Here is a 22421-nt window from a genome sequence, read left to right as displayed (position 1 = left end):
ACCGCCGCTTCTCCCCGCGCTGTGGGACCTTCAGCCACACCTTGTTCCCCCGCAGCGACGAGAGCCAGTCCGCGATCTCATCCGCGTCGTCCGGGGCGACCGGGAGGAGGACCTCCTTGGGGACGACGGCCGCGGCGGCGTAGTACTGGGACAGGAACGCAGACAGCACCTCGGCCTCGCTCGGCGTCCCCGGCGCGCGCAGGTGGAACGTCTCCCGCCCGGACAGCCTTCCGCCGCGGACGAAGAACACCTGCGCGCACGCGCTCTCCCCGTCGATCGCGATCCCGATCACGTCGCGGTCGACCGTGTCGGGCAGGGCGACCGATTGGCGCTCCAGCGCCCGGTTCAGGGCGAAGATCTGATCGCGCAACCGGGCGGCGAGCTCGAACTGCTCGCGGTCCGCCGCGTCCCGCATCCGGGCGCGCAGCGATTGCACCAGCCCGGAGATCCGCCCTTCGAACAGCATCGCCGCTCCGTCGACCGCGCGCCCGTATTCCTCCTGTGACACCAGCCCGGCGCACGGGGCGAGGCAGCGGCCGATGTGGTAGTTGAGGCACGGCCGACGCGGGTTTTTGAGCGGCAGGGCGAGGTTGCACGTGCGGATCGGGAACAGCTTCTGCGCCAGCTTCAGGGTGGCGCGCATCGCCTTGGCGTTCGTGTACGGGCCGAAGTAGCGCGCCCCGTCCCGCGCGCGGCGCCGCACGATCATCACCCGCGGGAATGGCTCGGCGGTGATTTTGAGGTAGGGGTAGCGCTTGTCGTCGCGCAGCCGGATGTTGAACCGCGGCTGGTACTTCTTGATCAGCGCGTCCTCGAGCAGGAACGCCTCGGCCTCGGTCGCGGTCTGGATCACCTCGAGGTCGGCGATCTCCGCCACCAGGCGGCGCGTCTTCTCCGACAGGCCGCTCGGGGCGTGGAAGTAGGATCGGACGCGGTTGCGCAGCACCGCGGCCTTGCCCACGTAGATCACCTTCCCGCGGGCGTCGCGCATCAGGTACACCCCGGGCGCGGCGGGAAGCTGCGCCAGTCTCTCTGCCAGCCGATCCGAGTTCGTCATCCCGCCCCATGGTAGCGGGGGCGGAAGACGGACTCAAGCTACATAATCCGCTTCAGCCGCGGGTTCGGAGTGATCCCGGGGATGCGGCCGCGCTTGGCGACGGGCTGACCTTCGATCTCCTTGATGTCGGCGGTGAAGTCGATCGGGGGCGCGCCGGAGATGGCGCTCCCCACCCCGAACGCGTCGACCGGCGCGTTCTTGGCGCGGAACAGCCTGATCCGATCGGGATCGATCCCGCCGGAGACGACGATGCGTACGTGGTTGAACCCGGCCTGATCGAGGCGGGCCCGCACCTCCTTGACGAGCTCCGGGGTGACGCGTCCGCGCTCGCTCGGGGTGTCGAGCCGCACCCCCCACAGCCGGTCCCCCAGGGCGCGGGCGACGCGCAGGCTCTCCTCCGCCTCGTCCTTGAACGTGTCCACCAGGGCGATCCGCTTCACGTTCGGATCGATGTGCCGATCGAACGCCTCGACCGCCTGCACCGTATCCCCGATGCACAGGATGAGGGCGTGGGGGATCGTCCCCGACGGCGAGATCCCGGCGAGCCGCGCTCCGGCCGGGGTGGCGCATCCCTGACATCCGCCGATCACCGCGGCGTACTCCAGTCGCGGGGAGACATCGGGATGCACGTGCCGCGCCCCGAAGTGGATCACCGGAATCTCGCCCGCCGCCTCCACGCAGGCGCGCGCTTGGGTGGCCCAGCCCGATTCGTGCGCCAGGATCCCGAGGATCGCGGTCTCGTAGATCCCGAACGATCGGTACGGCCCGCGGATGCGCAGCACCACCTCCTTCTCGTCCATCGCCTCCCCCTCGGAAAGGCCCCATACCTCGCTCCCCTCGGGGAGGACGCGGGAAAGGAGCGCCTCTACCTCGCGCATCCCGCACAGGATCCCGGCGCGGGCCGGGAAGACCTCCATCGTCACCCGCGGGTCGACCCCTTCCTGCTCCAGGATGCGGCGAGCGTTCAGGAAGTAGACGTCCGCTGTCTCACCGGACAGGATCTGCTCCGACGGCGCGAACCGGTCCTCGGAGTTCATCGCTCCTCCCCGATGAGGCGCGCACCGAACACCGTCTCCATGTGGCGCAGCCCGAACCGGTGGCCGTCCGGGTCGAACGACGCCACCCCGTCCCGGCGCACCGTGATCCGGTAACCGCGGAAATAAGCATCGGCGACGGTGTGCAGCACGCAGATGTCGGTGCACACTCCGCAGAACGTCAGCTCCTCCACCCCGAGTTCCTGCAGCCGCTGATGCAGATCGGTATCAAAGAACGCGCTGTAGGTCACGGTCTCGATCAGGGTGCCACGGTCAAGGTAGGGGGCGAGCTCGGGGATGATCTCCGCCTCCACCGTGCCGCGGATGCAGTGCGGCGGGTAGATCGCAAACTCCCGGTCGTTCTGTTCATGGGCATCCGCGGTGAAGAACACCGGGAGTCCCTGGTCGAGCGCCTCCTCCACCGTCCGGCGGACGGCGGGGATGATCCTCCGTGCTTTGTCTCCGCAGAACAGTGGATACCCTTCCTCAAGAAACCCCCGTTGCATATCGACCACGATCAACGCTCGGTTTGCACCCATTTTCGATCACCCCTTCGAGGGATAATAGACCTAGGGTCGGGGTGTTTCAACGGGCCTCCTCCGCTGCGCCAGGCTTGCGCCAATGATCACGATGAAAACCGCCCCCAACTGAAGCGGTGTCAGCCGCTCACCGAGCGTCCCCCAGGCGATCAACGCCGTTCCGAGCGGGGTGAGGTTCAGGGCGACGGCCGCTTCCACCGCGGTCAACCGGCGGAGAGCGTGGTTGTAGAGGAGATAGCCGATCACGGTGTTGACGATCGCAAGGCCCATGATCACCCCCCAACCGGTCAATGGGATTTGGGGAACTCCCTCGGTGAATCCGGCGATGATGACCAGGAGCCCTCCTCCGATCCCGAGGGGAATGGCGGTCAGAACGATGTTCCCCACCGCTTGGGTGCGGGCGAACCCGCGCGCCAGGACGGGGAAGAGGGAGAAGCCGAGCACGGCGAGCCCGAGGAACCCGAGGCCGGTCCAATCAGCGGGATCGAGCCCAGGGAGGAAGAAGGCGAGACTCCCTCCGACCGCTGTCACGATCCCCAGGAGCTGGAGCCGGCCCGGACGCTCCTTCAACAGGAAGGAACTGAGCGCCAGGACCGGTATTGGCGAGAGACAGAGGACGAGCGATCCGGTGGTTGCGGGCAAGGTCCTTAAGGCGAGAAAGAGCGCCCCGTTTCCGATCGTGTACTGGGACACTCCCATGAGAACCAATCGTCGCCATTGTCCACCGGAAAGAGGAAGGTTGGACTTTCCGAACCTAAGAAGAAACGGTAGAAGGATGAGAAAGGCGATGAAGTAGCGCAGACCTGCGAGGGTGAGGGCGCCGGTGTATTGGAGGACGAACTTTATCCCGATGAACGACGAGGACCAGACGGCGGCGGCGAGGAACACCTCCCCGACCGCGCCGATGTGGGCGAGCTTGGTATCGCTCCTGAATTCCATGCACGGATGATACCGAAAAACCGAGGTTGATAACCACACGTTGGTGCGGTAAACTGATAGTAACCGAAGGAATATGGTCGAGAAAAAGTGAAGAAGTTCATCAGTCGCTATCTATTTTTTTTGCTCCATCAAGCGATCGCCCTTGCTAAGAAGCACAACCTGAACCCGAATGTGTTCATCGTGCTCTCGGTAACGGGGATGATCATCCACGGGCTCTATTATCTTCCCTGGTTCAAAGGGGGGACGGTCGATCTTGCGCTCCTCGTGACGCTGCGCTTCCTCGGGCTCCTTGGCCCCGCCTACATCATCCTCAAGGGGAAGCGAATCGCGCCTGCGATCAACGCGTCGTTCGTCATCAGCTGGACGGTGAGCACCGCCTGGCACGTCTGCTACTACGTCTACCTATGACGCGCGGTTGATGAAAGCTGACCGTAGGCTATAATCCAAATCGATAACAGATTTGGGGACGTAGCTCTAACTGGGAGAGCGCCTGCCTTGCACGCAGGAGGTTGGCGGTTCGAATCCGCTCGTCTCCACACCTTGCACCAAGCAAACGATGAGCGTCTGCCGGGCGGACTTATCTTCCGGGGTCGAGCCGCTTCGATTAGCGCCGCCGATCAGGAAACGCGAGTTCCTGTTCGAGCTGAGCGTAAAACTCCCGCAGGAACCGGTCCCGCTCCACGGCCAATCGCCGGGCGGTATTCGTATATAACGAGTCCTTGAGCCGCAGCAGCTTCTCCTCGAAGTGTCGTTGGGTCTCCTCCAGCGATCGGCCGGTCTCGCCGCTGTACAGGAATGCCCGAGCAATCCCGATTGCTCCGATCGCGTCAAGCTTGTCCGCGTCGCTCAGCACCTTCGCCTCCAGGGTCGCCGGCGTGATGCCGGAGGAGAAGGAGTGGGAGAGGATGCAATGGGTGACCTTGTCGATGAACTCCGGGGGATAGCCCTGTCCGTGCAAGAGCCGGCGTGCGATCTCTGCCCCCACCCGGGCGTGGTCTTCCCGCCCCCGCGCGACGTCGTGCAGCTCGGCCGCCTTTGCCACCACCTCGACGTCCGCTCCCTCCTCCGTGGCGATGTAGACGGCAACACGCCTCACCCGGGAGATGTGACCTCGGTCATGCGCGGCCACGGTTATTGGGCGAACAACGGGAGCGGCTCGAGCGAGCGGACGGAACGGCGTGCGCGGCGCGTCCGTTTCTTAACCGGGATCGGCTCCACATTGCGAAACACGCGTGCGAATCCCTCATCCTCGCTCACCTGTTCGTATTGGTCGTACATCGCCGCATAGCGCGCCTCGGGGAAGCCGCCCACGGTGATCTCCGGGTGGTTTCGCGCGAGTTCCTCAAGCTGGCGCAGCTTGCGGGCGTAGAGGACCTCCAGCGGCAGGTGCGGCATGACGTAAGCGATCGGGAGCCGGTCGGAGAGCCGCGCCACCTCGATCAGCGGGGCGCGGGCGGCGCGGGTGAGGTTGGTATTGTCCACGCACACCACCCGGGCCGGGGAATCGACCGCCTCCACCAACATGGCGGAGAAGATCCGTTCCACTGCGTCCTCATACTCGAGGTCGAAGTCACGGTGGAACACGTTCCGGCGGATATCATCCTTGGAGACCACCGCCCACTCGGGATGGCGTGCCCGAAAGCTCGTCTTTCCCGATCCCGGGAGCCCGACTAGCACAACCAACTCTCTCATCGCACACCCCCTCAAACGCTAGTATGGCGAAGCCCCCTCCTTCGGTCAAGCCGGGGTTGCTTTTTTCCCCGGACCGGGGAAACTTAGGGGGCATCTCCTGGAGCGAGATCATGAATAGACAGCCGATAGAAGAGCGAATAGAGAGGGTTTTGTTCTCCGCGGAAGAGATCGAACAGCGGGTCGCCGCGCTCGGGGCCCGGATCTCCCGTGACTACGCAGGCGGGGATTATTCCCGCGATCCGCAGGGTCGTCCTCCGGTCTTGGTCTGCGTGCTGCGGGGAGCGATGGTGTTCAGCGCCGATCTGGTCCGTCACGTCCCCACTGATCTCGAGTACGACTTCATCTGCGTCTCATCCTACGGGAACGGGACTTCCCCTGGAGCGGTCCGGCTGGTGAAGGACCTCGACCGTCCGATCTACCAGCGCGATGTCCTGATTGTGGAAGACATCATCGACACCGGACACACGATCGACTACTTGCGCCGCGGGTTCGCCGCACGCGATCCGGCTTCGATCCGCATTTGCACCCTGATCGACAAGCGGGTGCGGCGGGAGATCCCGGTGGAGATCGACTACACCGGATTCGTGATGGACAAGGACGAGTTCATCGTCGGCTACGGGATGGACTACGCCGAGCTGTACCGGAACCTCCCGTTCATCGGGGTGTTGAAACCGGAATACCTGCGATGACCGAATATACGCTGGGAATCGAGACCTCGTGCGATGAGACCGCGGTCGCCGTCCTGCGCGGGGAGACTGATCTCGAGGTGAATCTGATCTATTCCCAGGTCGAACTCCACGCCCGTTACGGTGGGGTCGTCCCCGAGGTCGCGTCCCGGGATCACCTGCGCAAGCTCCCGCACCTGGTGAAGCGGGCGCTGGAAGAGGCAGGGATCGGCTTTTCCGATCTCTCCCTTGTCGCCGCCACCTACGGCCCCGGGCTCGTCGGACCGCTCCTCGTTGGGCTCTCCTACGGGAAGGGGATCGCGTTCGGGCGTGGGATCCCGTTCATCGGGGTGAACCACCTCGAGGGGCACCTGTTCGCCCATCGCCTCGCCTATCCGGACGCCGGACCGCCGTTCATGGGCCTCCTCGTCTCCGGGGGGCACACTCTCTTGGTCAAGGTGGAGGATTACGGACGCTACCGACTGGTGGGGACGACGATCGACGACGCGGCCGGGGAGGCGCTTGACAAGGTGGGGAAGATGCTCGGGATCGACTATCCGGCCGGGGCGGAGATCGACCGGTTGGCCGAGGAAGGGGATCCCAGCGCGATCGAATTTCCCCGCCCCCTCATGGCATCGCCGGGGTTCGACTTCAGCTTCGCCGGGCTGAAGACCTCGGTCCTCTACTACCTGCGGAAGCATCCGTCCGCCGATCCCCGCGATGTCGCCGCCTCGTTCCTGGCGAGCGTGGTCGACGTCCTCGCCGGGAAGGCGATCGAGGCAGCTCGACGGCATCACATGCGCAAGCTCGTCGTCGTGGGCGGGGTGGCGGCAAATTCCCACCTGCGGGCGCGGCTGCTTGCGGATGGGAAATCACGCGGGATCGAGGTCTTCTTCCCCCCGCTTTCCTACTGCACCGACAACGCGGCGATGATCGCCGCCTGCGGTGCGTTCCGTCACTTTGAGCTCGGGGAGACCTCGCCGCTCTCGCTCACCGCGGCCCCGACGCTCTCTATATGAGGCTCTTCCGTCACCCGTTTCAGGGCAGCGATCGCCACTTCGAGCATATCGTCGGTCGGCTCGGCCGTGGTCAACTTCTGCAGCCATAGCCCAGGTTTAGTGAGAACTCGCACCCAAAACCTGTTGTAGTTTCCCCCGCTGTACCGGAGCGCCTCGTACGAGATCCCGGCGACGACCGGCAGCAGGAGGAGACGGGAGAGGACCTTCAGCCACAGGTTCGGGTTCCCGGCGATGGAGAAGACGAGGATCGAGATCACAAGGACGATCATCAAGAAGGCCGTCCCACAGCGGGGATGCAGCGTCGTGTACTTGCGCGCGTTCTCCACCGTCAATTCCTCCCCCGCCTCGTAGGTGTAGACGGTCTTGTGCTCCGCTCCGTGATACTGGAAGACGCGATGGATGTCCTTCAGGCGTGAGATGAGGTAGAGGTAAGCGAGGAAGAATGTTATCCGGATCAATCCCTCGACGAGGTTGAACAGGATCGAATTTCCAGTGCGTAGGCCCGGGACCATGTTGGCCAGGTAGAGGGGGAGGACGACGAATCCGCCCACGGCGAGGATGACGGCAAGGGCGTAGGTGAACCACGATTCCCCTTTGCCGAGTTGTTCCTCTTCCGGGAATGCAAGCTTGGCCGACATGTTTAAAGCGCGCAGCCCGAGGGAGAGCATGTCGTACAGCCGGAACAGCCCGCGAATGAACGGGGCGTTCCAGATCCGCTGCGGTCTCTTGCGCGTCGGGATGTCGCGGACGATGATCTTGCCGTCCGATTGACGACGAACGGCGACCGCGACGCGGTCGCCGTTCTGCATCATCACACCCTCGATTATCGCCTGACCGCCCACTGGCGGCATCGACTATTCCTTCTTCCCGTACTTACGCTGGAACCGCTCCACACGCCCCTCGGTATCGACGAACCGCTCCTCGCCGGTGAAGAACGGATGGCACTTGGAGCAGATGTCCACGTGCACGTCCTCCACCGTGGAGAGCGTCTCGAACTCCGCCCCACAGGCGCAGTGAATAACGGCCCTCTTCAACTCCGGATGGATCCCTTTTTTCATCGCTATCTCCGTTAACGCTTGGAGTATTGCTCGCTCTTCCGCGCCTTGCGGTGGTGGTACTTCTTCCGTTCCACCTCGCGTGGGTCGCGGGTGAGGAGCCCCGCCCGTTTCAGCGGCGCCCGGTACTCCTCCGTCACCCCGAGGAGGGCACGGGCGATCCCGAGGCGGATCGCCTCAAGTTGCCCGGTAAACCCGCCACCGCGCACGCGGGCCTTGACGTCGTACTTTCCCATCGTCCCGGTGAGGTAGAACGGCTGCTTGAGCGTCTTCTCGAGGTGGGACGGCGCCTCGAGGAACGAAGCGAAATACTCCTCCGCTGGGCGGCCGTTGATGATGATCGCCCCGTCTCCTTCCTTCAGGTAGACGCGGGCGGTCGCCCTCTTCCGCCTCCCCACGGCATGAATGGCGTCTCCGACTCGTTTAGGTAATCTCGTTTGAGCTTCCACTCCCGGAAGCACCTCCTGATACTTGTTATCCGATCAATGAACGAATAATACCGGAGGAGGGAAGCGGTTTCAACGTGCGAGGAGGAGATAAGCGATCCCCATTATCGCCGCGGTGAACCCGAACACCGGGTAGTAACCGAGAGCGTGTATCGCTACCCCGCCGAGGAACGGTAAGGACAGTCATGGCTCCCGGGAGACCGAGGTGCACCGATTGCCCTGCAGATGGGCGGTAACCATCTCACGCCCATTTATTTGCAAAGGGACGCCCCTTGGGATACCCTCTTTTTCGGAGGTATCCGTGCGAAAATTCACGATCTTTACGCTGATAGGAATCGTCGTTATCTTTTTGTTCTCCGCCGTTGCTTTCGGAGGGGAGGGCGGGATCACCTACAAGATCTACTCCGAGGGTGATCACAAAGCGATAGAAGTGAAGACCGCCCTCGCCGATTACGTCTTCTCCGAGGCGGGGGGAACGCTGCGGAGCGTCTACCTCTACTTCGCACCGTACGGTTCGAAACCGGCCGAGCTCGTTCCCGGGACGAAGACGACCTACAAGGACGGAAACTACACCCGTCAGTACTTGGCCAACACCATTTATCCATTCACGGTTCAGTCCGGAGGGGAGACGGTCGCCACGCACTTCACCCTCACAGCACCTCCGAGCGCCCCGCGCCCGGACGAACTCGCGATCGAATTCACCGGGACTGTGGGGAATCTCCGGATGACGAAGCGGTTCCTCCTCCGCAACGACCCGTATTACACCGTGGGGGTGACGATAAAGGTTGAGAACCCGTCCGGGGAGGCCGTCCCGCTCAGGATCGTCCTTGGGGACGCAACCAGTGCGGTGAGCAAGGAGCTTGTTTATCAGTTCGACTCCGGGGTGAGCACCGCCCCGCTCGCTCCGGGCTCGTACACCTCGTTCGATGGCCTCGGGCTGATGAACAAAGCGACGGTTTTCTTCCTCAAGACGCCAGGGGGTTCCGAGATCACCCCGTTCGCCACCTTGCTCGGGGATCGGACGGCGTTCGGGATCACCGTACCCGCCGCTCCCGGGGAGAGCACCTACTCGTTCTCCCTGTACGGAGGGCGCCGCCGCTATCTCCTCATGGACGCAGTCGGGCTGGGGAGTCTGGACAATCCTGGAACCGGAGCGCGGCTGATCATCCCGGTCGTCCAGTTCTTAAAGCTCCTCTATCGCTACACCGGGAACTACGGGTGGGCGATCATCCTGTTCACCCTGGTGACGCGTCTCGTCCTGTTCCCGCTGATGCGCAAACAGTATCATTCGATGGCCAAGATGCAGAAGCTCCAGCCCAAACTGCAGGAGATCCAGAAGCGGTTCAAGGACGACCGTGAGCTTCTCCAGCAGAAGATGATGGAGCTGTACAAGCGGGAGGGGGTTAACCCGATGGGCGGGTGCCTCCCGATGGTGATCCAGCTTCCGATCCTGATCCTCCTGTGGAAGGCGATCCTGTATGCAAGCGAGGAGATCCACCTCTCCCCCGGCTTTTTGTGGATTCCGGACCTCAGCCTGCGCGATCCGCTGTTCATTCTTGTGATCCTCACTACGGGGGCGATGATCCTCCAGCAGCGGCTGATGACCCCGATGACCTCAGATCAGTCGAGCGGGTCGCAGAAGTACATGGGGTACATCTTCCCGTTGTTTATGGCCTTCTTCTTCTGGAACTTCCCGGCCGGGCTGTGGCTGTACTACCTCCTTACCACCCTGTCCCAAATCGGACAGCAGGCGTTCGTCAACTGGGAGATGGGAAAGGCCGAGGCCGCGGTGGGAGGAGCCGCTCCCCCGGGCTCATCCGCGGAGCCAGGAGAGAAGGAGGCGCAGGATGGAGACGATAAAGGCGGAGATTAGGGCCTACCTCTCTGAGCTTCTCGCCATCATGGAGGAGGAGGCGAGCTTTGAGATCGAGGGGGACTCCTGCGAGGAGCTGTACGTCAACCTGACCGGGAGCCTGTTCACCCTCCCCGAGGAGCGCCCGATCCTCTCCGCCCTGCAGCACCTCCTCCGCACCCATCTCCGCCGGGTCACCGGGAAGGACTGCGAGATCATCCTCGACATCAACGGGGCGGTTAAGCGGAGGAGGGCGGAGCTGATCCGGTTCGCCCTCAGCGCGGCCGAGTCGGTCCGGCGGGAGCATAAGCGGATCAGGTTGAACCCGATGCCCCGCATCGACCGGCGCACGATCCACATCACCCTCGCCAACTTTCCCGGGGTGCGCACCTACTCCGTGGGCAAAGGGGACGAGCGGCGGGTGGTGATCGAGCCGGACGAGACATGAACGCCGAGGACACGATCGCCGCGATCTCGACCCCGCTTGGGGAGGGGGGGATTGGGATCGTGCGGATGAGCGGCCCGCGCGCGGTCGAGATCGCTGAATCCGTCTTCCGCCCGACCCGGAAGATCCGCCTCTCCCAGGTTCCGAGCCATACTATTCATCACGGGTTCATCCTCGACGGGGAGATCAAGCTCGATGAGGTTCTGGTCACGGTGATGCGCGCCCCCCGCACCTACACCCGCGAGGACGTCGTCGAGATCAACTGCCACGGCGGGATCGCCGCCGTGCGGGCGGTGCTCGACCTCCTCCTGCGCAACGGTGCGCGGCTCGCCGAGCGGGGGGAGTTCACCAAACGCGCGTTCCTGAACGGAAGGATCTCCCTCGATCAGGCCCAGGCCGTCCTCGACGCGGTCCGGGCCCAGACCAGGCTCGGGCTGGAGGCGGCGGTCGCCAAAATCGGGGGGAGGTTCCGGGACGAAGTGGAGTCCCTGCGCGATCGGATCGCGGCGCTTTTGGCGGACATCGAGGTCGGGATCGACTACCCGGACGTCGACGCGGAAACCGATCCCCTCATCCCCAGGGTCCGCGCGCTGCGGGACGAGGTGGAGGAACTCGAACGGCGGGCGGCGCGGGGACGGGTGGTGCGCGAGGGGCTCGTCGCGGCGATCGTCGGACGGCCGAACGTGGGCAAGTCCACCCTGCTCAACACAATCCTCGCCGAGGAACGGGCGATCGTCACCCCGATCCCGGGGACGACCCGGGACACGGTCGAGGAAGTGGTGGAGGTGGAGGGGATCCCGGTACGGATGATCGACACCGCCGGGCTGCGTCCCCCGACCGATGCGGTGGAGGAAGAGGGAGTGCGACGGGCGGCGCGCGCGATCGACCGGGCCGATCTCGTTTTGCTCCTCCTCGATCGAAGCTGCCCCCTCACCCCCGATGACCAGGCCCTGCTCGACCGGGAATGGAAAAAGCCGGTCATCCTCGTCCTCAACAAGTCCGACCTCCCCCCTGCGTTCACCCGGGATGAGCTTGATCCGTCCCCCTACCTCGGGGTGTACGAGATCTCCGCTCAGACCGGGGCTGGGGTGGATGAGCTGATGAGCGGGCTCGTCGCGGCTGTACTTGCCGGCGGGATCCCGGCAGCGGGTACGTTCCTCCTCCTCGACGCCTGGGAGCAGGACCTCCTCCGCCGCACGGGAGATGCCCTCGCCCGGGCGGCAGCCGCATTGGAGTCCGGGGTGACTCCGGACATCGTCGCTGAGGAACTGCGGGTCGCGTACCGCGAGGCGGGGAAGCTTCAGGGGATCGACGTATCCGAGGACATCCTCTCCCATATCTTCTCTCGGTTCTGCGTGGGAAAGTGATCCCTGTCCCGCGCTACGGTGGGACAACGACCCCGATTCTCGCCCCGGTTTGTCTTTCCTCCTCAGGACGGACCGGCTACACTGAACTTGGGATGAAGGCGAGATCGGAGGTTGTAATCGACGCGGTGCGGTTCCTCGCGATTCCGGGGATCCTATTGGTGGTCATCGGTCCGCGGGTCGAGCTCCTCGGGATTGCACTCGGGATCGGCGTTCTCGTCCTCGGGAGGGGGAACAAATTTTCCGCTGTCGCCGCGGGATTGATCGCGGTCGGAACCGGATTTAGGATCGAGTTCATCACCGATCCGGCCGGGGGGTACCTATTCCTCGATTGGATCGCGATTCCGTTCACCTGCGCCTGGATCGTCCTTTTGATCTGGGCGCGGGAAGGGCTCCGCCGGGTGGTCCCACAGCGCGGTCCCCAGCTCGGGTTCGACCTCACCCTCGCTGTCACCATCCTCCTCCTTTCCTTCGCCTCCCCCCAGACCCGGGAGTCCCCGATCGCCGCCTCCTTGCCGGTGGCGACCATCGCCTTCGTCCTCCTCGGGCTCGTGCGGGCGCTGCGGGGGGGATCGGTCCGGGAGGACCACGCGGTGGTAGCGTTCGCGCTGGGGCTGTTCGGGATCAGTGGAGCGATGAAGGGAGCGGTCTCGGTCTCCCTCCTCGGCCCGCTCGTCGCGCTCGGGGTTCCGCTGTTCGCCACCGCCCGCCTCGGGGCCGTCACCGGGACGAGCTCCCTCCGCCTCCCTTCCCGCTCCCTCCTCGCGTGGGGGATCGGGGCGGCAGGGTTCGCGGTCGCCGTGGTCGGGTTCGCCCAGGGACACCCGGAGTACGCCCTCGTCGTCGCCGGCATCCTCTTCTTCACCTGGGGTGCCTATCGCGCTCTCGCCGGGTTGAGGGCCGATGACTTCGGAGTGCATGACCGTGACCGGAGGGTGTACCTGTTCGGGATCGGGTTCGATCCAGTGACCCTGGACGAAGCCACCCGCTGGGTGGAGGGGATGATCCGGGCCGGACGGGCAGCAGTCGTCGTCACCCCGAACTCCCCGGGGGTGATCAGGGCCCTCTCCGACCCTGTGCTTCGGTCCAGCTACGCCTCCGCTGACCTTGTCATCCCGGACGGGATCGGGGTCGTCTGGGCGAGCCGGCTTTTCGGGCGGCCGCTCCCGGCGCGAGTGACCGGGGTTGATCTCGCCGCCCGGCTCCTCGCCCGACCCGGGATCCGGGTCTATCTCCTCGGAGGAAGGCCCGGGGTGGCGATCCGAGCGGCGGATCGGCTGCAGGCGCACCACCCCGGGATAAACATCGTGGGGACGCATCACGGTTACTTCACGAAACCCGACGCGGTGGTGGAGCGCATCGCCGCGGCAAGACCCGATCTCGTTCTGGTTGGGATGGGGGTCCCGCAGCAGGAGCGGTTCATGCGGGCAGCGCGAACCAGGGTTCCCGGGGTGATGATCGGGGTCGGAGGGGCGCTCGACCTGTTCGCCGGGGACGTACCCCGCGCTCCGATCGCCTGGCAGAAACTCGGGTTGGAGTGGTGCTACCGGATGATCCGCCAGCCGCGCCGGGTGAAGGCGGTCGTTTCGATCGCGCGGTTCAGCGGGCGCGCCCTGCTTGCGTGGGCGGTCCTCTCCTTCATCCGCCTCTCCGCGCAGGCGGATTAGTCCTCGACCAGATCGACCGCCTCCACCTGCACCGTCCCGCGCCAGTCGTCGAACCCAGGACGGAAGATGAGCCCTGCTCCGCTCCCTTGCTCGAACTTGTCGATGTGGCGGCCCATGCGGAACGCGATGAACGGGATGCTCCTTCCGTCCTGACTCACCGTCCCCTTCAGGTGCTGGCGCTGCCCTCCGACCAGGGAGAGATCGGAGAACCGACAGTCGCGCAGGAGGAAGAGCGGAGCGGGATTACCCGGCCCAAACGGGGATAGGGAGCGGATGTTGGTGTAAAAGCGCATGTCGATCTCATCCGCCCTGATCTCAGCGTCGTACTGCTCCTTGATCGGGGCGGCCTTCCCCCTCTCTCGCGCGGCACAGGCGAGCAGCCGTTCGGTGAGGAGAGGAAGAAGCTCGTTCTTCACCGTGAACCCGGCCGCCATCTTGTGTCCGCCGTAGCGCACGAGGATGTCGGAGTTCTCGCGCAGGCAGGCGATCATGTCGAATCCGTCCACGCTCCGGCACGATCCGCGGCTTATCCGGTCCCCCTCGGAGATTATCACCGCCGGGACACGGTAGCGGTCGGCGAGGTTGGAGGCGGCGAGCCCGATGATCCCCTTGTTCCAGTACTTCCCGGACAGGACGATGATCCCATCCTGGCGCGGATCAACACCCGCCTTAGCCATCTCCTCCTGCGCCTGGGCGATCAGGTCGGTCTGCGCCACCTCCCGGTCGCGGTTGTAGTCGAGGAGGACCTCGCTCAGGTACTCGGCCCGCTCCTTCACCCGCGTGGTCAGGAGGAGGAACGCCACCTTCGGGTCCCCGGCCCGGTTCGCCGCATTCAGCTTTGGAGCGATGATGTAGCCGATATCCGACGCGGTCAGCTTCTTTGGGTTGAGGGAGAGCCGTTCCATTAGAACGCGCAGCCCGAGGGAAGATCCCTCCCCCCGCGCGATCAGGTTGAACGCCTCTCTCACCAGCGCCCGGTTCTCCACCTCTCCGTCGTCGGACAGCGGGACCAGATCGGCGATCGTCCCTAGTCCAACGAGATCAAGGAGCTGGTAAGGGATCGGTTTTTTCAGCTGTTGGTACAGCGCACTCAGGAACTTGTACGCCACCCCGACCCCGGCGAGGTTGCGGTTCGGGTAGGAATCGTCCGGAAGTTGGGGGTCGATCACTGCTACCGCTGGCGGGAGTTGCGCCGGGGGGACGTGATGGTCGGTGATGATCGTGTCGATCCCCGCTTCGCGCAGGGCTGCGACCTCGTCGACGTTCGATATTCCGCAGTCCACGGTGACGACGAGATCGAACCCTTCATCGATCACCCGCAGCACGAACTCGGGCGACAACCCGTGCCCGTGACGCCGGTCTCCAACCTCCACCTTGATCGTCTCTTTGGGGAACAACGGGACCAGACCGCGGTACAGGACCGCTGCTCCGGTGAGGCCGTCGACGTCAAAGTCACCGTGAATGAACACCCGCTCGCCGCGGGCGATCGCCTCCCGCATCCGGGAGATGGCAGTGGTTATTCCGGAGAGACCGAACGGAGAGTGGAACTGGGGGAATCCTGGATCCAGCAGTCCCCGCCACCGCTTCCCGCCGCGGCGGGCAAGCAGGATTCCTAACCCGGGGGAGCACCCCAGAGAAGAGACGACTTCCCCGATGAGGCCCTCATCCGGCGCGGGCGCCGGTTCCCATTCCCTTCTTGGGAAGAGAATGGAGTTCATTTACTTCTCTTTACCCCCGCCTTAAGGGTCCATGCATAGACGATCGGATTGGCGATGTACATGGAGGAGTACGTCCCGACAATGACCCCGATCAGCAGGGCAAGGGCGAACCCGCGCAGGACCGATCCTCCGAACAGGAACATGATGAACACCGGGATGAAGGTGGTGAGCGAGGTGTTCAACGTGCGGGAGAGGGATTGGTTGACGCTCTTGTTTATGATGTCGAAGATCGACGCCTTGCGGTCTATCTTCAAGTTCTCCCGGATCCGATCGAAGATGACGATCGTATCGTTCAGGGAGTAACCGACGATCGTGAGGAATGCAGCGATCGTAGCGAGGTTCACTTCGATGTGGAACAGGGCGAACACCCCAAGTGCAATCGACACGTCGTGGATCAAGGCAACGACCGCCCCGACCGCGTAACGGAGCCGGAACCGCCATGACACGTAGACCAGGATCACAACGAGCGCGAGGAGGACCGCCTGCCAACCTTTCTGCATCAGCTCACGGCTCACCTGCTTTCCGATCGAGTACCGGCTCACATCCTCCACTTTGAACTTGCTCCGCAGGGTATCCTCGATCGCCTTGATCGTGCTCTGGTTCGCCTCCACGTCGAGCTGGGTGGTGATCACCATGGTGTTCTTCCCGGCTACGTTCTGGATCACGCTCTTGCTGAGGTCGATCGGGGCGGGGATTTCCGCGAGGGCGCTGCGTACCTCCGCAGTGGTGACCGGCTCGCTGAACTTCACCGTAAACTCAGTCCCGCCGCTGAAGTCGATCCCGGGGTTGAGCCCGCGTACTCCCGGGATCACCAGGATCCAACTCAACACCACGAGGAGGATGGATATCGGAACGAAGTACTTCGCCTTACCGAGAAAATCGAAGTGGTGCATGGAGGCCTCCTTGATCAAGCCGACTGTATCTTACGCATCCACCGCGACTTGATCCGGCTCGCCTTGTTTTTGTGAAACGCATGGCCCTTGGCCGCCTTATCGGCCGCCTTGGCGAGCTGTGGGATCAGGGCGCGGGCCTCTTCCTTCTCCCCGGCCGCGAGGTGGATGCGGATCTGCTTGATGACCTTCTTCACCGCCTGTTTCCTCGCCCGGTTGCGGATGCGACGCTTCTCGCTCTGGCGCAAACGCTTCTCTGCTGAACGGATGTTAGGTATTTCAATCACCTCTGAATACTGTTCCACTTGTGTATCGCCGAATCTTAGCGGATCAGGGCGGGATAATCAAGAAAAAACCGCACGGTCATCTGGGCGTGATATTTATCACCAACTCCATCGCCCCGGGTGTCCTTTTCCCCTGTTCATCAGGATTTGCCACGCAAAACACGGATTGGGTCGGTGTTGACACACCCCCACCCTCCTCGCTATGATGGTTCGGTTATATCCCAAACTAATACTTATGAGGGGGCATTTTCCATGGAGAGGATCGTAAAACGAGATGGTCGGGTGGTACCGTTCGATGAGGCAAAGATCACGACGGCGATCTGGAAGGCAATGCGGGAAGTGGGAGAGCCGGACGAGCGGACGGCCAAGCGCCTATCCGAGCGGGTGACCAGGATCCTCGACGAGCGGTTCATCGACGATCTCCCCACGGTGGAGGAGATCCAGGACATCGTGGAGGACGTCCTGATCGAGGCGGGGCACACCCGCATCGCCAAGGCGTACATCGTCTATCGCAAGCAGCACGCCGACCTGCGCGAGATGCGCCGCCTCCTTGACGAAGTTCCGTCCCTGGTCGATGACTACCTGAACGACCGCGATTGGCGGGTGCGGGAAAACAGCAACATGACCTTCTCCTTACAGGGGCTGAACACCCACATCACCGACCGGGTGATCTCCCATTACTGGCTCACCAAGATCTATCCCCAGCCGATCAAGGAGGCGCACGAGCGGGGCGACTTCCACATCCACGACCTCGGCACCCTGGGTGCGTACTGTGTCGGTTGGGACCTGCGCGACCTCCTCCTGCGCGGCTTCAGAGGGGTGAGGGGGAAGATCGAAGCCCGGCCGGCAAGACACTTCCGCGTCGCCCTTCTCCAGGTGGTGAACTTCATGTATACCCTGCAGGGGGAATCAGCCGGGGCGCAGGCGTTCTCCAACGTCGACACGTACCTCGCCCCGTTCATCCGTGCCGACGGCCTCTCCTATGCCGAAGTGAAGCAGAACCTGCAGGAGTTCGTGTACAACATGAACGTCCCCACCCGGGTCGGATTCCAGACCCCGTTCACCAACGTGACGCTCGACCTCGAGGTCCCGAACTACATGCGGGGCGAGCCGGTGATCATCGGGGGGGAGATCCAGGACACGGTGTACGGCGACTATCAGCACGAGATGGATATGTTCAACCGGGCGTTCGCCGAGGTGATGACCGAGGGGGACATGCACGGCCGCCCGTTCACCTTCCCCATTCCCACCTACAACATCACTGCGGATTTCGATTGGGACAACCCGAACCTGAAGCCGGTGTGGGAGATGACGGCGAAGTACGGGATCCCCTACTTCTCGAACTTCATCAACTCCGACATGAAGCCCGAGGACGCCCGCTCGATGTGCTGCCGGCTGCGGATCGACAACCGTGAGCTGAAGAAGCGGGGAGGTGGCCTATTCGGGGCGAACCCGCTCACCGGGTCGATCGGGGTGGTGACGATCAACCTCCCCCGCCTCGGTTACCTCGCTGCGGATGAATCCGAGTTCTTCTCCCGCCTCGAGGAGCTGATGGAGCTCGCCAAAAAGTCGTTGATCATCAAGCGCAAGACGCTCGAGAACCTGACCGACCGCGGGCTGTATCCCTACTCCAAGTTCTACCTCTCCGGGATCAAGAAAGCCGAAGGCGGATACTGGAAGAACCATTTCTCCACGATCGGGATCATCGGGATGAACGAGGCCCTGTTGAACCTGTTCGGGACGACGATCGCTGACCCGGAAGGGCAGGAGTTCGCGGTCAAGGTCCTGAGCTTCATGCGCGACCGGCTCGCCGATTTTCAGGAGGAGACCGGTGAAATATTCAACCTCGAGGCGACCCCGGCCGAGGGGGCGAGCTATCGCCTGGCACGGAAGGACCGGGAGCGCTACCCGGACATCCGCGTCTACAACCTCGAGGCCTACGGCGGAGAGACTCCGTACTACACCAACTCCACCCACCTGCCCGTCGGGCTGACCGAGGACATGTTCGAGGCTCTTAAGCTCCAGGATCCCCTCCAGACACTGTACACCGGCGGGACGGTCTTCCACGGGTTCCTCGGGGAGACCCCGACTCCGGAGGCGACCAAGCAGCTGGTGCGCAAGATCGCGGAGAACTTCCACCTTCCCTACTACACCCTCACCCCGACGTTCTCCATCTGCCCGGAGCATGGATACATCGCAGGCGAGCACCGGGAGTGCCCGACGTGCGGGGCGAAGACCGAGATCTACTCCCGGGTCGTCGGTTACCTCCGCCCGATCGAGCAGTGGAACGACGGGAAACGGGCCGAGTTCGCCGATCGGAAGACGTACTCGACCGCCCCGGTGACGCGGGCGTGATGGGATCGAGGGCCCGTGGCGAAGGTCGGCCGCGGGCCCGTTCAAGATGAAGATCGCTCAGCTCCTCCCGACGACCCTGATCGAGTACCCAGGGAAGGTAGCGGCCCTCATCTACACCGCCGGGTGCAACTTCCGCTGTCCGTTCTGCCACAACTCCGAGCTCGTCCTTCCGGATAAGGTCAAGGCACTTCACTGCATCCCGGAAGACGATGTGCTGTATTTCCTCCGCGAACGGCAGGGATTCCTCGACGCCCTGGCGATCACCGGAGGAGAGCCGACGTTGCAGCCCGATCTGGCGGAGTTCCTCGCCCGGGTGAAGGGGATCGGCTACCTGATCAAGCTCGACACGAACGGCTCCAATCCAGGGGTGCTCGCCCGACTGTTCGACGAAAAGCTCGTCGACTACGTGGCGATGGACGTCAAGGGGCCGGAGGAACGCTACTCCGAGCTTGCCGGAGTGAACGTGGATACGGATGCAATCAAGGAGACGATCCGGCTGATCATCGACCGGGCTCCGGACTACGAGTTCCGCACCACCGTCGCCCCGACGATCACCCCGAATGAGGTCGAGGAGACGACCCGGCTGATCCAGGGAGCGAAGCGCTATTTCCTCCAGGCGTTCGTCGTCCCGGAAGGGAAGAAGATCGTCGACCCGAGCTGGAGGGACCTGTCAGCCCTGTCCAAGGAAGAGCTACGCGCGGTATGGGAAAGGATCAGGGACCGGTTCCCGGAGGGCGGAGTGCGGTAGGATTCAATCCACGCACGCCACCACTCGACCGATGTATAATGGAGTAGGAGGGATGGCGATGCACAACGAGTTTACGGCGGTCATCGAGCGTGATGGCGAATGGTACATCGCGTACTGCCCGGAGATCCCCGGAGCCAATGGTCAAGGAAGGTCGAAGGAAGAGGCTCGTAATAGCCTGGCGGAAGCCATTTCCCTCATCCTCCAGGATCAGGAGGAACCCATTCGAATGCGATGACTTTCAAGATCGCGACGTACAACGCAAATTCGATCCGTAGTCGGATCCCGCTCGTGCAGGACTGGCTCTCCCGTAACCGGCCGCACGTCTTGTGTATCCAAGAGACAAAGGTCCAGGATCCTGACTTCCCGCGAGAGGCGTTCACGGAGGTCGGGTACAACGTTGTCTTCCGCGGCCAGCCAGCGCACGCCGGGGTGGCGATCGCCGCGCGGGAGGAACCGGAGGATGTCTCGTTCGGGCTCGATTCCGAACCGCGTGACGAGGCGCGTCTGATCCGGGCGACGGTACACGGGATTCCGATCGTCAACACCTACGTCCCCCAGGGAAGATCGGTCGACTCGGAGATGTTCGCATACAAACTCGAATGGCTCTCCCGGCTGCGCGACTACTTCGCGCGCAACTTCTCCCCGGATCAACCCCTGATCTGGTGCGGTGATCTGAACGTCGCCCCGGAGGAGATCGACGTCCACAATCCAAAGCGGCTCAAAAACCACGTCGACTTTCATCCCGAAGCCCGGGCGGCGCTCGCGCGGATCAGGGAGTGGGGGTTCATCGACGTCTTCCGCCGCCATCATCCGGACGAACCAGGGCAGTACACGTTCTGGGACTATCGTGTGCGCGGCGCGCTCGAGCGCAACCTCGGCTGGCGGGTCGACCACATCTGGGCGACGAAACCGCTCGCGGAGAGGTCGACAGCGGCGTGGATCGACCGTGAGGCGCGAGCAGCGGAGAGACCCTCCGACCACACCTTCCTCGTCGCTGAGTTCGAGCTCTAGCTACTCCTCAAAAAAGAAAAAGGGACAGGCTGCTTTTCTTGTCTCTTCCAGCTGAGGCAAAGAGAAAGCCTCGACTTGATTTACTCAAGACTTTGAGTTATTTTACTCAAGGCCATGAGTAAAATAGTACTTCCGCCTTACCGCCGTCCCACCGGGGAGATTCTCGCAGCGCGACTCCGCGAGCCGCGGCGCTTCATCCAGGTGATCGCCGGTCCACGGCAGGTCGGGAAGACTACGCTTGTGCATCAAGTCCTCGCAGCTGTGGACATCGTCCATAGATACGCGAGCGCCGATGAGCCGATGTTGCGTGGACGCCCATGGCTGGAGGAGCAGTGGGAAGCAGCGCGCCTGCTCACGGAACAGAACAAAGAAAGCGAAGCTGTCCTCGTCCTCGATGAGATTCAGAAAATCAGCGGTTGGTCTGAAACGGTCAAACGACTGTGGGACGAAGACACGGGCGCTGGTCGTCCGCTCAAGGTTATTCTCCTCGGATCGGCGCCACTGCTCATCCAGCGAGGTCTTACGGAGAGCCTCGCTGGGCGGTTCGAGGTCCTTTACCTTCCCCACTGGAGTTACGCGGAAATGCGAGATGCGTTTGGATGGGATCTTGACCGGTACATCTTCTACGGTGGCTATCCTGGAGCCGCCCCGCTTATCGAAGACCCTCACCGCTGGGCCAGATACATTCTTGATTCCCTTATTGAGACGACGATCTCCCGCGATGTGTTGCTTCTCACACGGGTCGATAAACCTGCCCTTCTTCGTCGGCTGTTCGAACTCGCCTGTAGCTACTCGGGGCAAATCCTTTCCTACAACAAAATGCTCGGTCAGCTTCAGGATGCGGGGAATACCACGACACTCGCTCACTACCTCGATCTTCTCGCAGGAGCCGGCATGGTCACAGGTCTCCAGAAGTACTCAAAGGGAATAGTGCGCCGCCGGGGTTCGAGTCCGAAGCTTCAGGTGATGAACACAGCTCTCATGACCGCTCCATCAGGACTCACCCTATCCGATGCACGGGCCGACCGCAATTATTGGGGTCGATTGGTCGAGTCGGCTGTGGGAGCACATCTCGTCAACGCACAGAGCGCGGGCGAGTGTAAGGTCTTCTACTGGAGAGAGGGCAACCGAGAAGTCGACTTTGTGGTGGAGAGGGCGCGATCCTTGGTCGCAATCGAGGTTAAAAGCGGACGGGTGCGAAAAAACCTCTCAGGGATGACGGAGTTCGACAGACGGTTCAAGCCGACACGGAAATTGCTCGTGGGCGGGGATGGCATACCTGTCAATGAGTTTCTCACACAACCAGTGCGGCATTGGGTAGCGAGCTAAGGGGCGATTCCCGTCACCCGATTGGACGACGACTACATGGGAGGCCCTAAGCAGGATTTCACAAGCTACCCATCCAAATACTCAAGATCTCGAGTTATTTTACTCACTACTGCGAGTAAAACGGATGCAGATCTGAGGAGGGACTACCGCTCTCTGAGGTGATCAGTCTACTGAAGCAGACCCGGTATCCCCTCGAAGTTAACTTATGAGGCTTTCCCTTCTGTATGGAGCCGATTGACGTAAGGACCGAGCGGGGTGCGAGGAAGGCAGCAAGACCATCGGATCACACCTTCCTCGTCGCTGAGTTCGAGC

24 protein-coding genes and 1 tRNA gene are annotated in these 22421 nt (G+C 63.1%); 13 read left to right on the top strand and 12 right to left on the bottom strand.

From position 1 onward, the window contains the following. The 4 genes from uvrC to J7J55_07820 all read right to left on the bottom strand — a co-directional run. A partial coding sequence (gene uvrC, locus J7J55_07835) for an excinuclease ABC subunit UvrC (protein ID MCD6142604.1) occupies positions 1-1057 on the bottom strand: 1057 nt, incomplete at its 3' end. A gap of 38 nt (positions 1058-1095) precedes the next feature. Then, positions 1096-2094, bottom strand: a complete 999-nt coding sequence (locus tag J7J55_07830; GenBank protein MCD6142603.1) for a nicotinate phosphoribosyltransferase — start codon at positions 2092-2094, stop codon at positions 1096-1098. Further along, positions 2091-2630: a cysteine hydrolase gene (locus J7J55_07825; GenBank protein ID MCD6142602.1), complete on the bottom strand. Its 540-nt coding sequence runs from the start codon at positions 2628-2630 to the stop codon at positions 2091-2093. Before J7J55_07825 ends, J7J55_07830 begins: the two co-directional genes overlap by 4 nt. 30 nt (positions 2631-2660) lie before the next feature. Continuing rightward, a complete protein-coding gene (locus J7J55_07820; protein MCD6142601.1) occupies positions 2661-3569 on the bottom strand; it encodes an EamA family transporter in 909 nt (302 codons plus the stop codon). 87 nt (positions 3570-3656) lie between these two features. Here J7J55_07820 and J7J55_07815 point away from each other — a divergent pair, with 87 nt between their 5' ends. Next, entirely contained in the window at positions 3657-3977 is a 321-nt protein-coding gene (locus tag J7J55_07815) for a hypothetical protein (protein MCD6142600.1), read from the top strand. Positions 3978-4031: 54 nt separating this feature from the next. Continuing rightward, positions 4032-4105 (top strand) — tRNA-Ala (locus tag J7J55_07810). A 68-nt stretch (positions 4106-4173) separates the two neighbouring features. On the opposite strand, the gene J7J55_07805 is transcribed toward J7J55_07810, so the two are convergent. Next, positions 4174-4698: an HD domain-containing protein gene (locus J7J55_07805; GenBank protein MCD6142599.1), complete on the bottom strand. Its 525-nt coding sequence runs from the start codon at positions 4696-4698 to the stop codon at positions 4174-4176. Between the two features lie 2 nt (positions 4699-4700). Continuing rightward, a complete protein-coding gene (locus J7J55_07800) occupies positions 4701-5261 on the bottom strand; it encodes an ATP-binding protein (GenBank protein MCD6142598.1) in 561 nt (186 codons plus the stop codon). Positions 5262-5386: 125 nt separating this feature from the next. Between J7J55_07800 and hpt the strand changes: the two genes are divergently transcribed. Together hpt and tsaD are read left to right on the top strand one after the other, a co-directional pair. Further along, entirely contained in the window at positions 5387-5950 is a 564-nt protein-coding gene (hpt, locus tag J7J55_07795) for a hypoxanthine phosphoribosyltransferase (GenBank protein MCD6142597.1), read from the top strand. Next, positions 5947-6945, top strand: coding sequence for a tRNA (adenosine(37)-N6)-threonylcarbamoyltransferase complex transferase subunit TsaD (gene tsaD, locus J7J55_07790; GenBank protein ID MCD6142596.1), 999 nt, complete (start codon positions 5947-5949; stop codon positions 6943-6945). The genes hpt and tsaD overlap by 4 nt, the downstream gene beginning before the upstream one ends. On the opposite strand, the gene J7J55_07785 is transcribed toward tsaD, so the two are convergent. Genes J7J55_07785 through rpsI form a run of 3 tightly spaced genes read right to left on the bottom strand, consistent with a single transcriptional unit; the run spans position 6882 to position 8407 of the window. Next, the gene (locus tag J7J55_07785) at positions 6882-7796 is read right to left on the bottom strand and encodes a DUF1385 domain-containing protein (protein MCD6142595.1); all 915 of its coding nucleotides are present in this window, start codon (positions 7794-7796) and stop codon (positions 6882-6884) included. The two genes, tsaD and J7J55_07785, sit on opposite strands and share 64 nt — an antisense overlap. Before the next feature lie 3 nt (positions 7797-7799). Next, a complete protein-coding gene (rpmE, locus tag J7J55_07780; GenBank protein MCD6142594.1) occupies positions 7800-8003 on the bottom strand; it encodes a 50S ribosomal protein L31 in 204 nt (67 codons plus the stop codon). Positions 8004-8014: 11 nt separating this feature from the next. Next, positions 8015-8407 carry a 30S ribosomal protein S9 gene (gene rpsI, locus J7J55_07775; protein MCD6142593.1) on the bottom strand — a complete coding sequence of 131 codons (393 nt, stop codon included), beginning with the start codon at positions 8405-8407 and terminating at the stop codon, positions 8015-8017. Positions 8408-8747: 340 nt separating this feature from the next. Here rpsI and yidC point away from each other — a divergent pair, with 340 nt between their 5' ends. The 4 genes from yidC (at position 8748) to J7J55_07755 (ending at position 13774) form a co-directional block, all read left to right on the top strand. Next, on the top strand, positions 8748-10319 hold the full coding sequence (yidC, locus tag J7J55_07770; GenBank protein MCD6142592.1) for a membrane protein insertase YidC: 1572 nt from the start codon (positions 8748-8750) through the stop codon (positions 10317-10319). Further along, positions 10294-10746: a hypothetical protein gene (locus tag J7J55_07765; protein ID MCD6142591.1), complete on the top strand. Its 453-nt coding sequence runs from the start codon at positions 10294-10296 to the stop codon at positions 10744-10746. The genes yidC and J7J55_07765 overlap by 26 nt, the downstream gene beginning before the upstream one ends. Next, positions 10743-12110 (top strand): tRNA uridine-5-carboxymethylaminomethyl(34) synthesis GTPase MnmE, encoded by a 1368-nt coding sequence (mnmE, locus tag J7J55_07760; protein ID MCD6142590.1) that lies wholly within the window; start codon positions 10743-10745, stop codon positions 12108-12110. Before J7J55_07765 ends, mnmE begins: the two co-directional genes overlap by 4 nt. A gap of 998 nt (positions 12111-13108) precedes the next feature. Further along, positions 13109-13774, top strand: coding sequence for a WecB/TagA/CpsF family glycosyltransferase (locus J7J55_07755; protein MCD6142589.1), 666 nt, complete (start codon positions 13109-13111; stop codon positions 13772-13774). Here the strand turns inward: J7J55_07755 and recJ are convergent. From recJ to rpsT, 3 genes are read right to left on the bottom strand one after another with little or no spacing between them, the layout of a single operon-like run. Next, the gene (gene recJ / locus J7J55_07750; protein MCD6142588.1) at positions 13771-15492 is read right to left on the bottom strand and encodes a single-stranded-DNA-specific exonuclease RecJ; all 1722 of its coding nucleotides are present in this window, start codon (positions 15490-15492) and stop codon (positions 13771-13773) included. The two genes, J7J55_07755 and recJ, sit on opposite strands and share 4 nt — an antisense overlap. Beyond that, a complete protein-coding gene (gene secF, locus J7J55_07745) occupies positions 15489-16385 on the bottom strand; it encodes a protein translocase subunit SecF (protein MCD6142587.1) in 897 nt (298 codons plus the stop codon). Before secF ends, recJ begins: the two co-directional genes overlap by 4 nt. Before the next feature lie 14 nt (positions 16386-16399). Continuing rightward, positions 16400-16660 (bottom strand): 30S ribosomal protein S20, encoded by a 261-nt coding sequence (gene rpsT / locus J7J55_07740; GenBank protein MCD6142586.1) that lies wholly within the window; start codon positions 16658-16660, stop codon positions 16400-16402. 258 nt (positions 16661-16918) lie between these two features. On the opposite strand from rpsT, the gene J7J55_07735 reads away from it, so the two are divergent. The 5 genes from J7J55_07735 to J7J55_07715 all read left to right on the top strand — a co-directional run bounded on the left by J7J55_07735 (position 16919) and on the right by J7J55_07715 (position 22109). Next, complete coding sequence (locus J7J55_07735; GenBank protein ID MCD6142585.1) at positions 16919-19021, top strand: ribonucleoside triphosphate reductase; 2103 nt, start codon at positions 16919-16921, stop codon at positions 19019-19021. A 46-nt stretch (positions 19022-19067) separates the two neighbouring features. After that, the gene (locus J7J55_07730) at positions 19068-19769 is read left to right on the top strand and encodes an anaerobic ribonucleoside-triphosphate reductase activating protein (protein ID MCD6142584.1); all 702 of its coding nucleotides are present in this window, start codon (positions 19068-19070) and stop codon (positions 19767-19769) included. Between the two features lie 58 nt (positions 19770-19827). Beyond that, complete coding sequence (locus J7J55_07725) at positions 19828-20004, top strand: type II toxin-antitoxin system HicB family antitoxin (GenBank protein MCD6142583.1); 177 nt, start codon at positions 19828-19830, stop codon at positions 20002-20004. Beyond that, a complete protein-coding gene (gene xth / locus J7J55_07720) occupies positions 20001-20780 on the top strand; it encodes an exodeoxyribonuclease III (protein ID MCD6142582.1) in 780 nt (259 codons plus the stop codon). The genes J7J55_07725 and xth overlap by 4 nt, the downstream gene beginning before the upstream one ends. A 114-nt stretch (positions 20781-20894) precedes the next feature. Continuing rightward, positions 20895-22109: an ATP-binding protein gene (locus J7J55_07715; protein ID MCD6142581.1), complete on the top strand. Its 1215-nt coding sequence runs from the start codon at positions 20895-20897 to the stop codon at positions 22107-22109. The last annotated feature ends 312 nt before the right edge of the window (positions 22110-22421 follow it).

Source organism: Candidatus Bipolaricaulota bacterium (assembly GCA_021159055.1).
In the GTDB taxonomy this organism is placed as follows: Bacteria; Bipolaricaulota; Bipolaricaulia; order UBA7950; family UBA9294; genus S016-54.
This window is presented reverse-complemented; position numbering and strand designations above follow the sequence as displayed.

Coding starts and splice junctions, on each gene's coding strand:
- J7J55_07830 (MCD6142603.1), bottom strand. CDS start 2,094: ATGAACTCCGAGGACCGGTTCGCGCCGTCGGAGCAGATCCTGTCCGGT.
- J7J55_07825 (MCD6142602.1), bottom strand. CDS start 2,630: ATGGGTGCAAACCGAGCGTTGATCGTGGTCGATATGCAACGGGGGTTT.
- J7J55_07820 (MCD6142601.1), bottom strand. CDS start 3,569: ATGGAATTCAGGAGCGATACCAAGCTCGCCCACATCGGCGCGGTCGGG.
- J7J55_07800 (MCD6142598.1), bottom strand. CDS start 5,261: ATGAGAGAGTTGGTTGTGCTAGTCGGGCTCCCGGGATCGGGAAAGACG.
- tsaD (MCD6142596.1), top strand. CDS start 5,947: ATGACCGAATATACGCTGGGAATCGAGACCTCGTGCGATGAGACCGCG.
- J7J55_07785 (MCD6142595.1), bottom strand. CDS start 7,796: ATGCCGCCAGTGGGCGGTCAGGCGATAATCGAGGGTGTGATGATGCAG.
- rpmE (MCD6142594.1), bottom strand. CDS start 8,003: ATGAAAAAAGGGATCCATCCGGAGTTGAAGAGGGCCGTTATTCACTGC.
- J7J55_07765 (MCD6142591.1), top strand. CDS start 10,294: ATGGAGACGATAAAGGCGGAGATTAGGGCCTACCTCTCTGAGCTTCTC.
- mnmE (MCD6142590.1), top strand. CDS start 10,743: ATGAACGCCGAGGACACGATCGCCGCGATCTCGACCCCGCTTGGGGAG.
- J7J55_07755 (MCD6142589.1), top strand. CDS start 13,109: ATGATCCGGGCCGGACGGGCAGCAGTCGTCGTCACCCCGAACTCCCCG.
- recJ (MCD6142588.1), bottom strand. CDS start 15,492: ATGAACTCCATTCTCTTCCCAAGAAGGGAATGGGAACCGGCGCCCGCG.
- secF (MCD6142587.1), bottom strand. CDS start 16,385: ATGCACCACTTCGATTTTCTCGGTAAGGCGAAGTACTTCGTTCCGATA.
- J7J55_07735 (MCD6142585.1), top strand. CDS start 16,919: ATGGAGAGGATCGTAAAACGAGATGGTCGGGTGGTACCGTTCGATGAG.
- J7J55_07730 (MCD6142584.1), top strand. CDS start 19,068: ATGAAGATCGCTCAGCTCCTCCCGACGACCCTGATCGAGTACCCAGGG.
- J7J55_07725 (MCD6142583.1), top strand. CDS start 19,828: ATGCACAACGAGTTTACGGCGGTCATCGAGCGTGATGGCGAATGGTAC.
- xth (MCD6142582.1), top strand. CDS start 20,001: ATGACTTTCAAGATCGCGACGTACAACGCAAATTCGATCCGTAGTCGG.
- J7J55_07715 (MCD6142581.1), top strand. CDS start 20,895: ATGAGTAAAATAGTACTTCCGCCTTACCGCCGTCCCACCGGGGAGATT.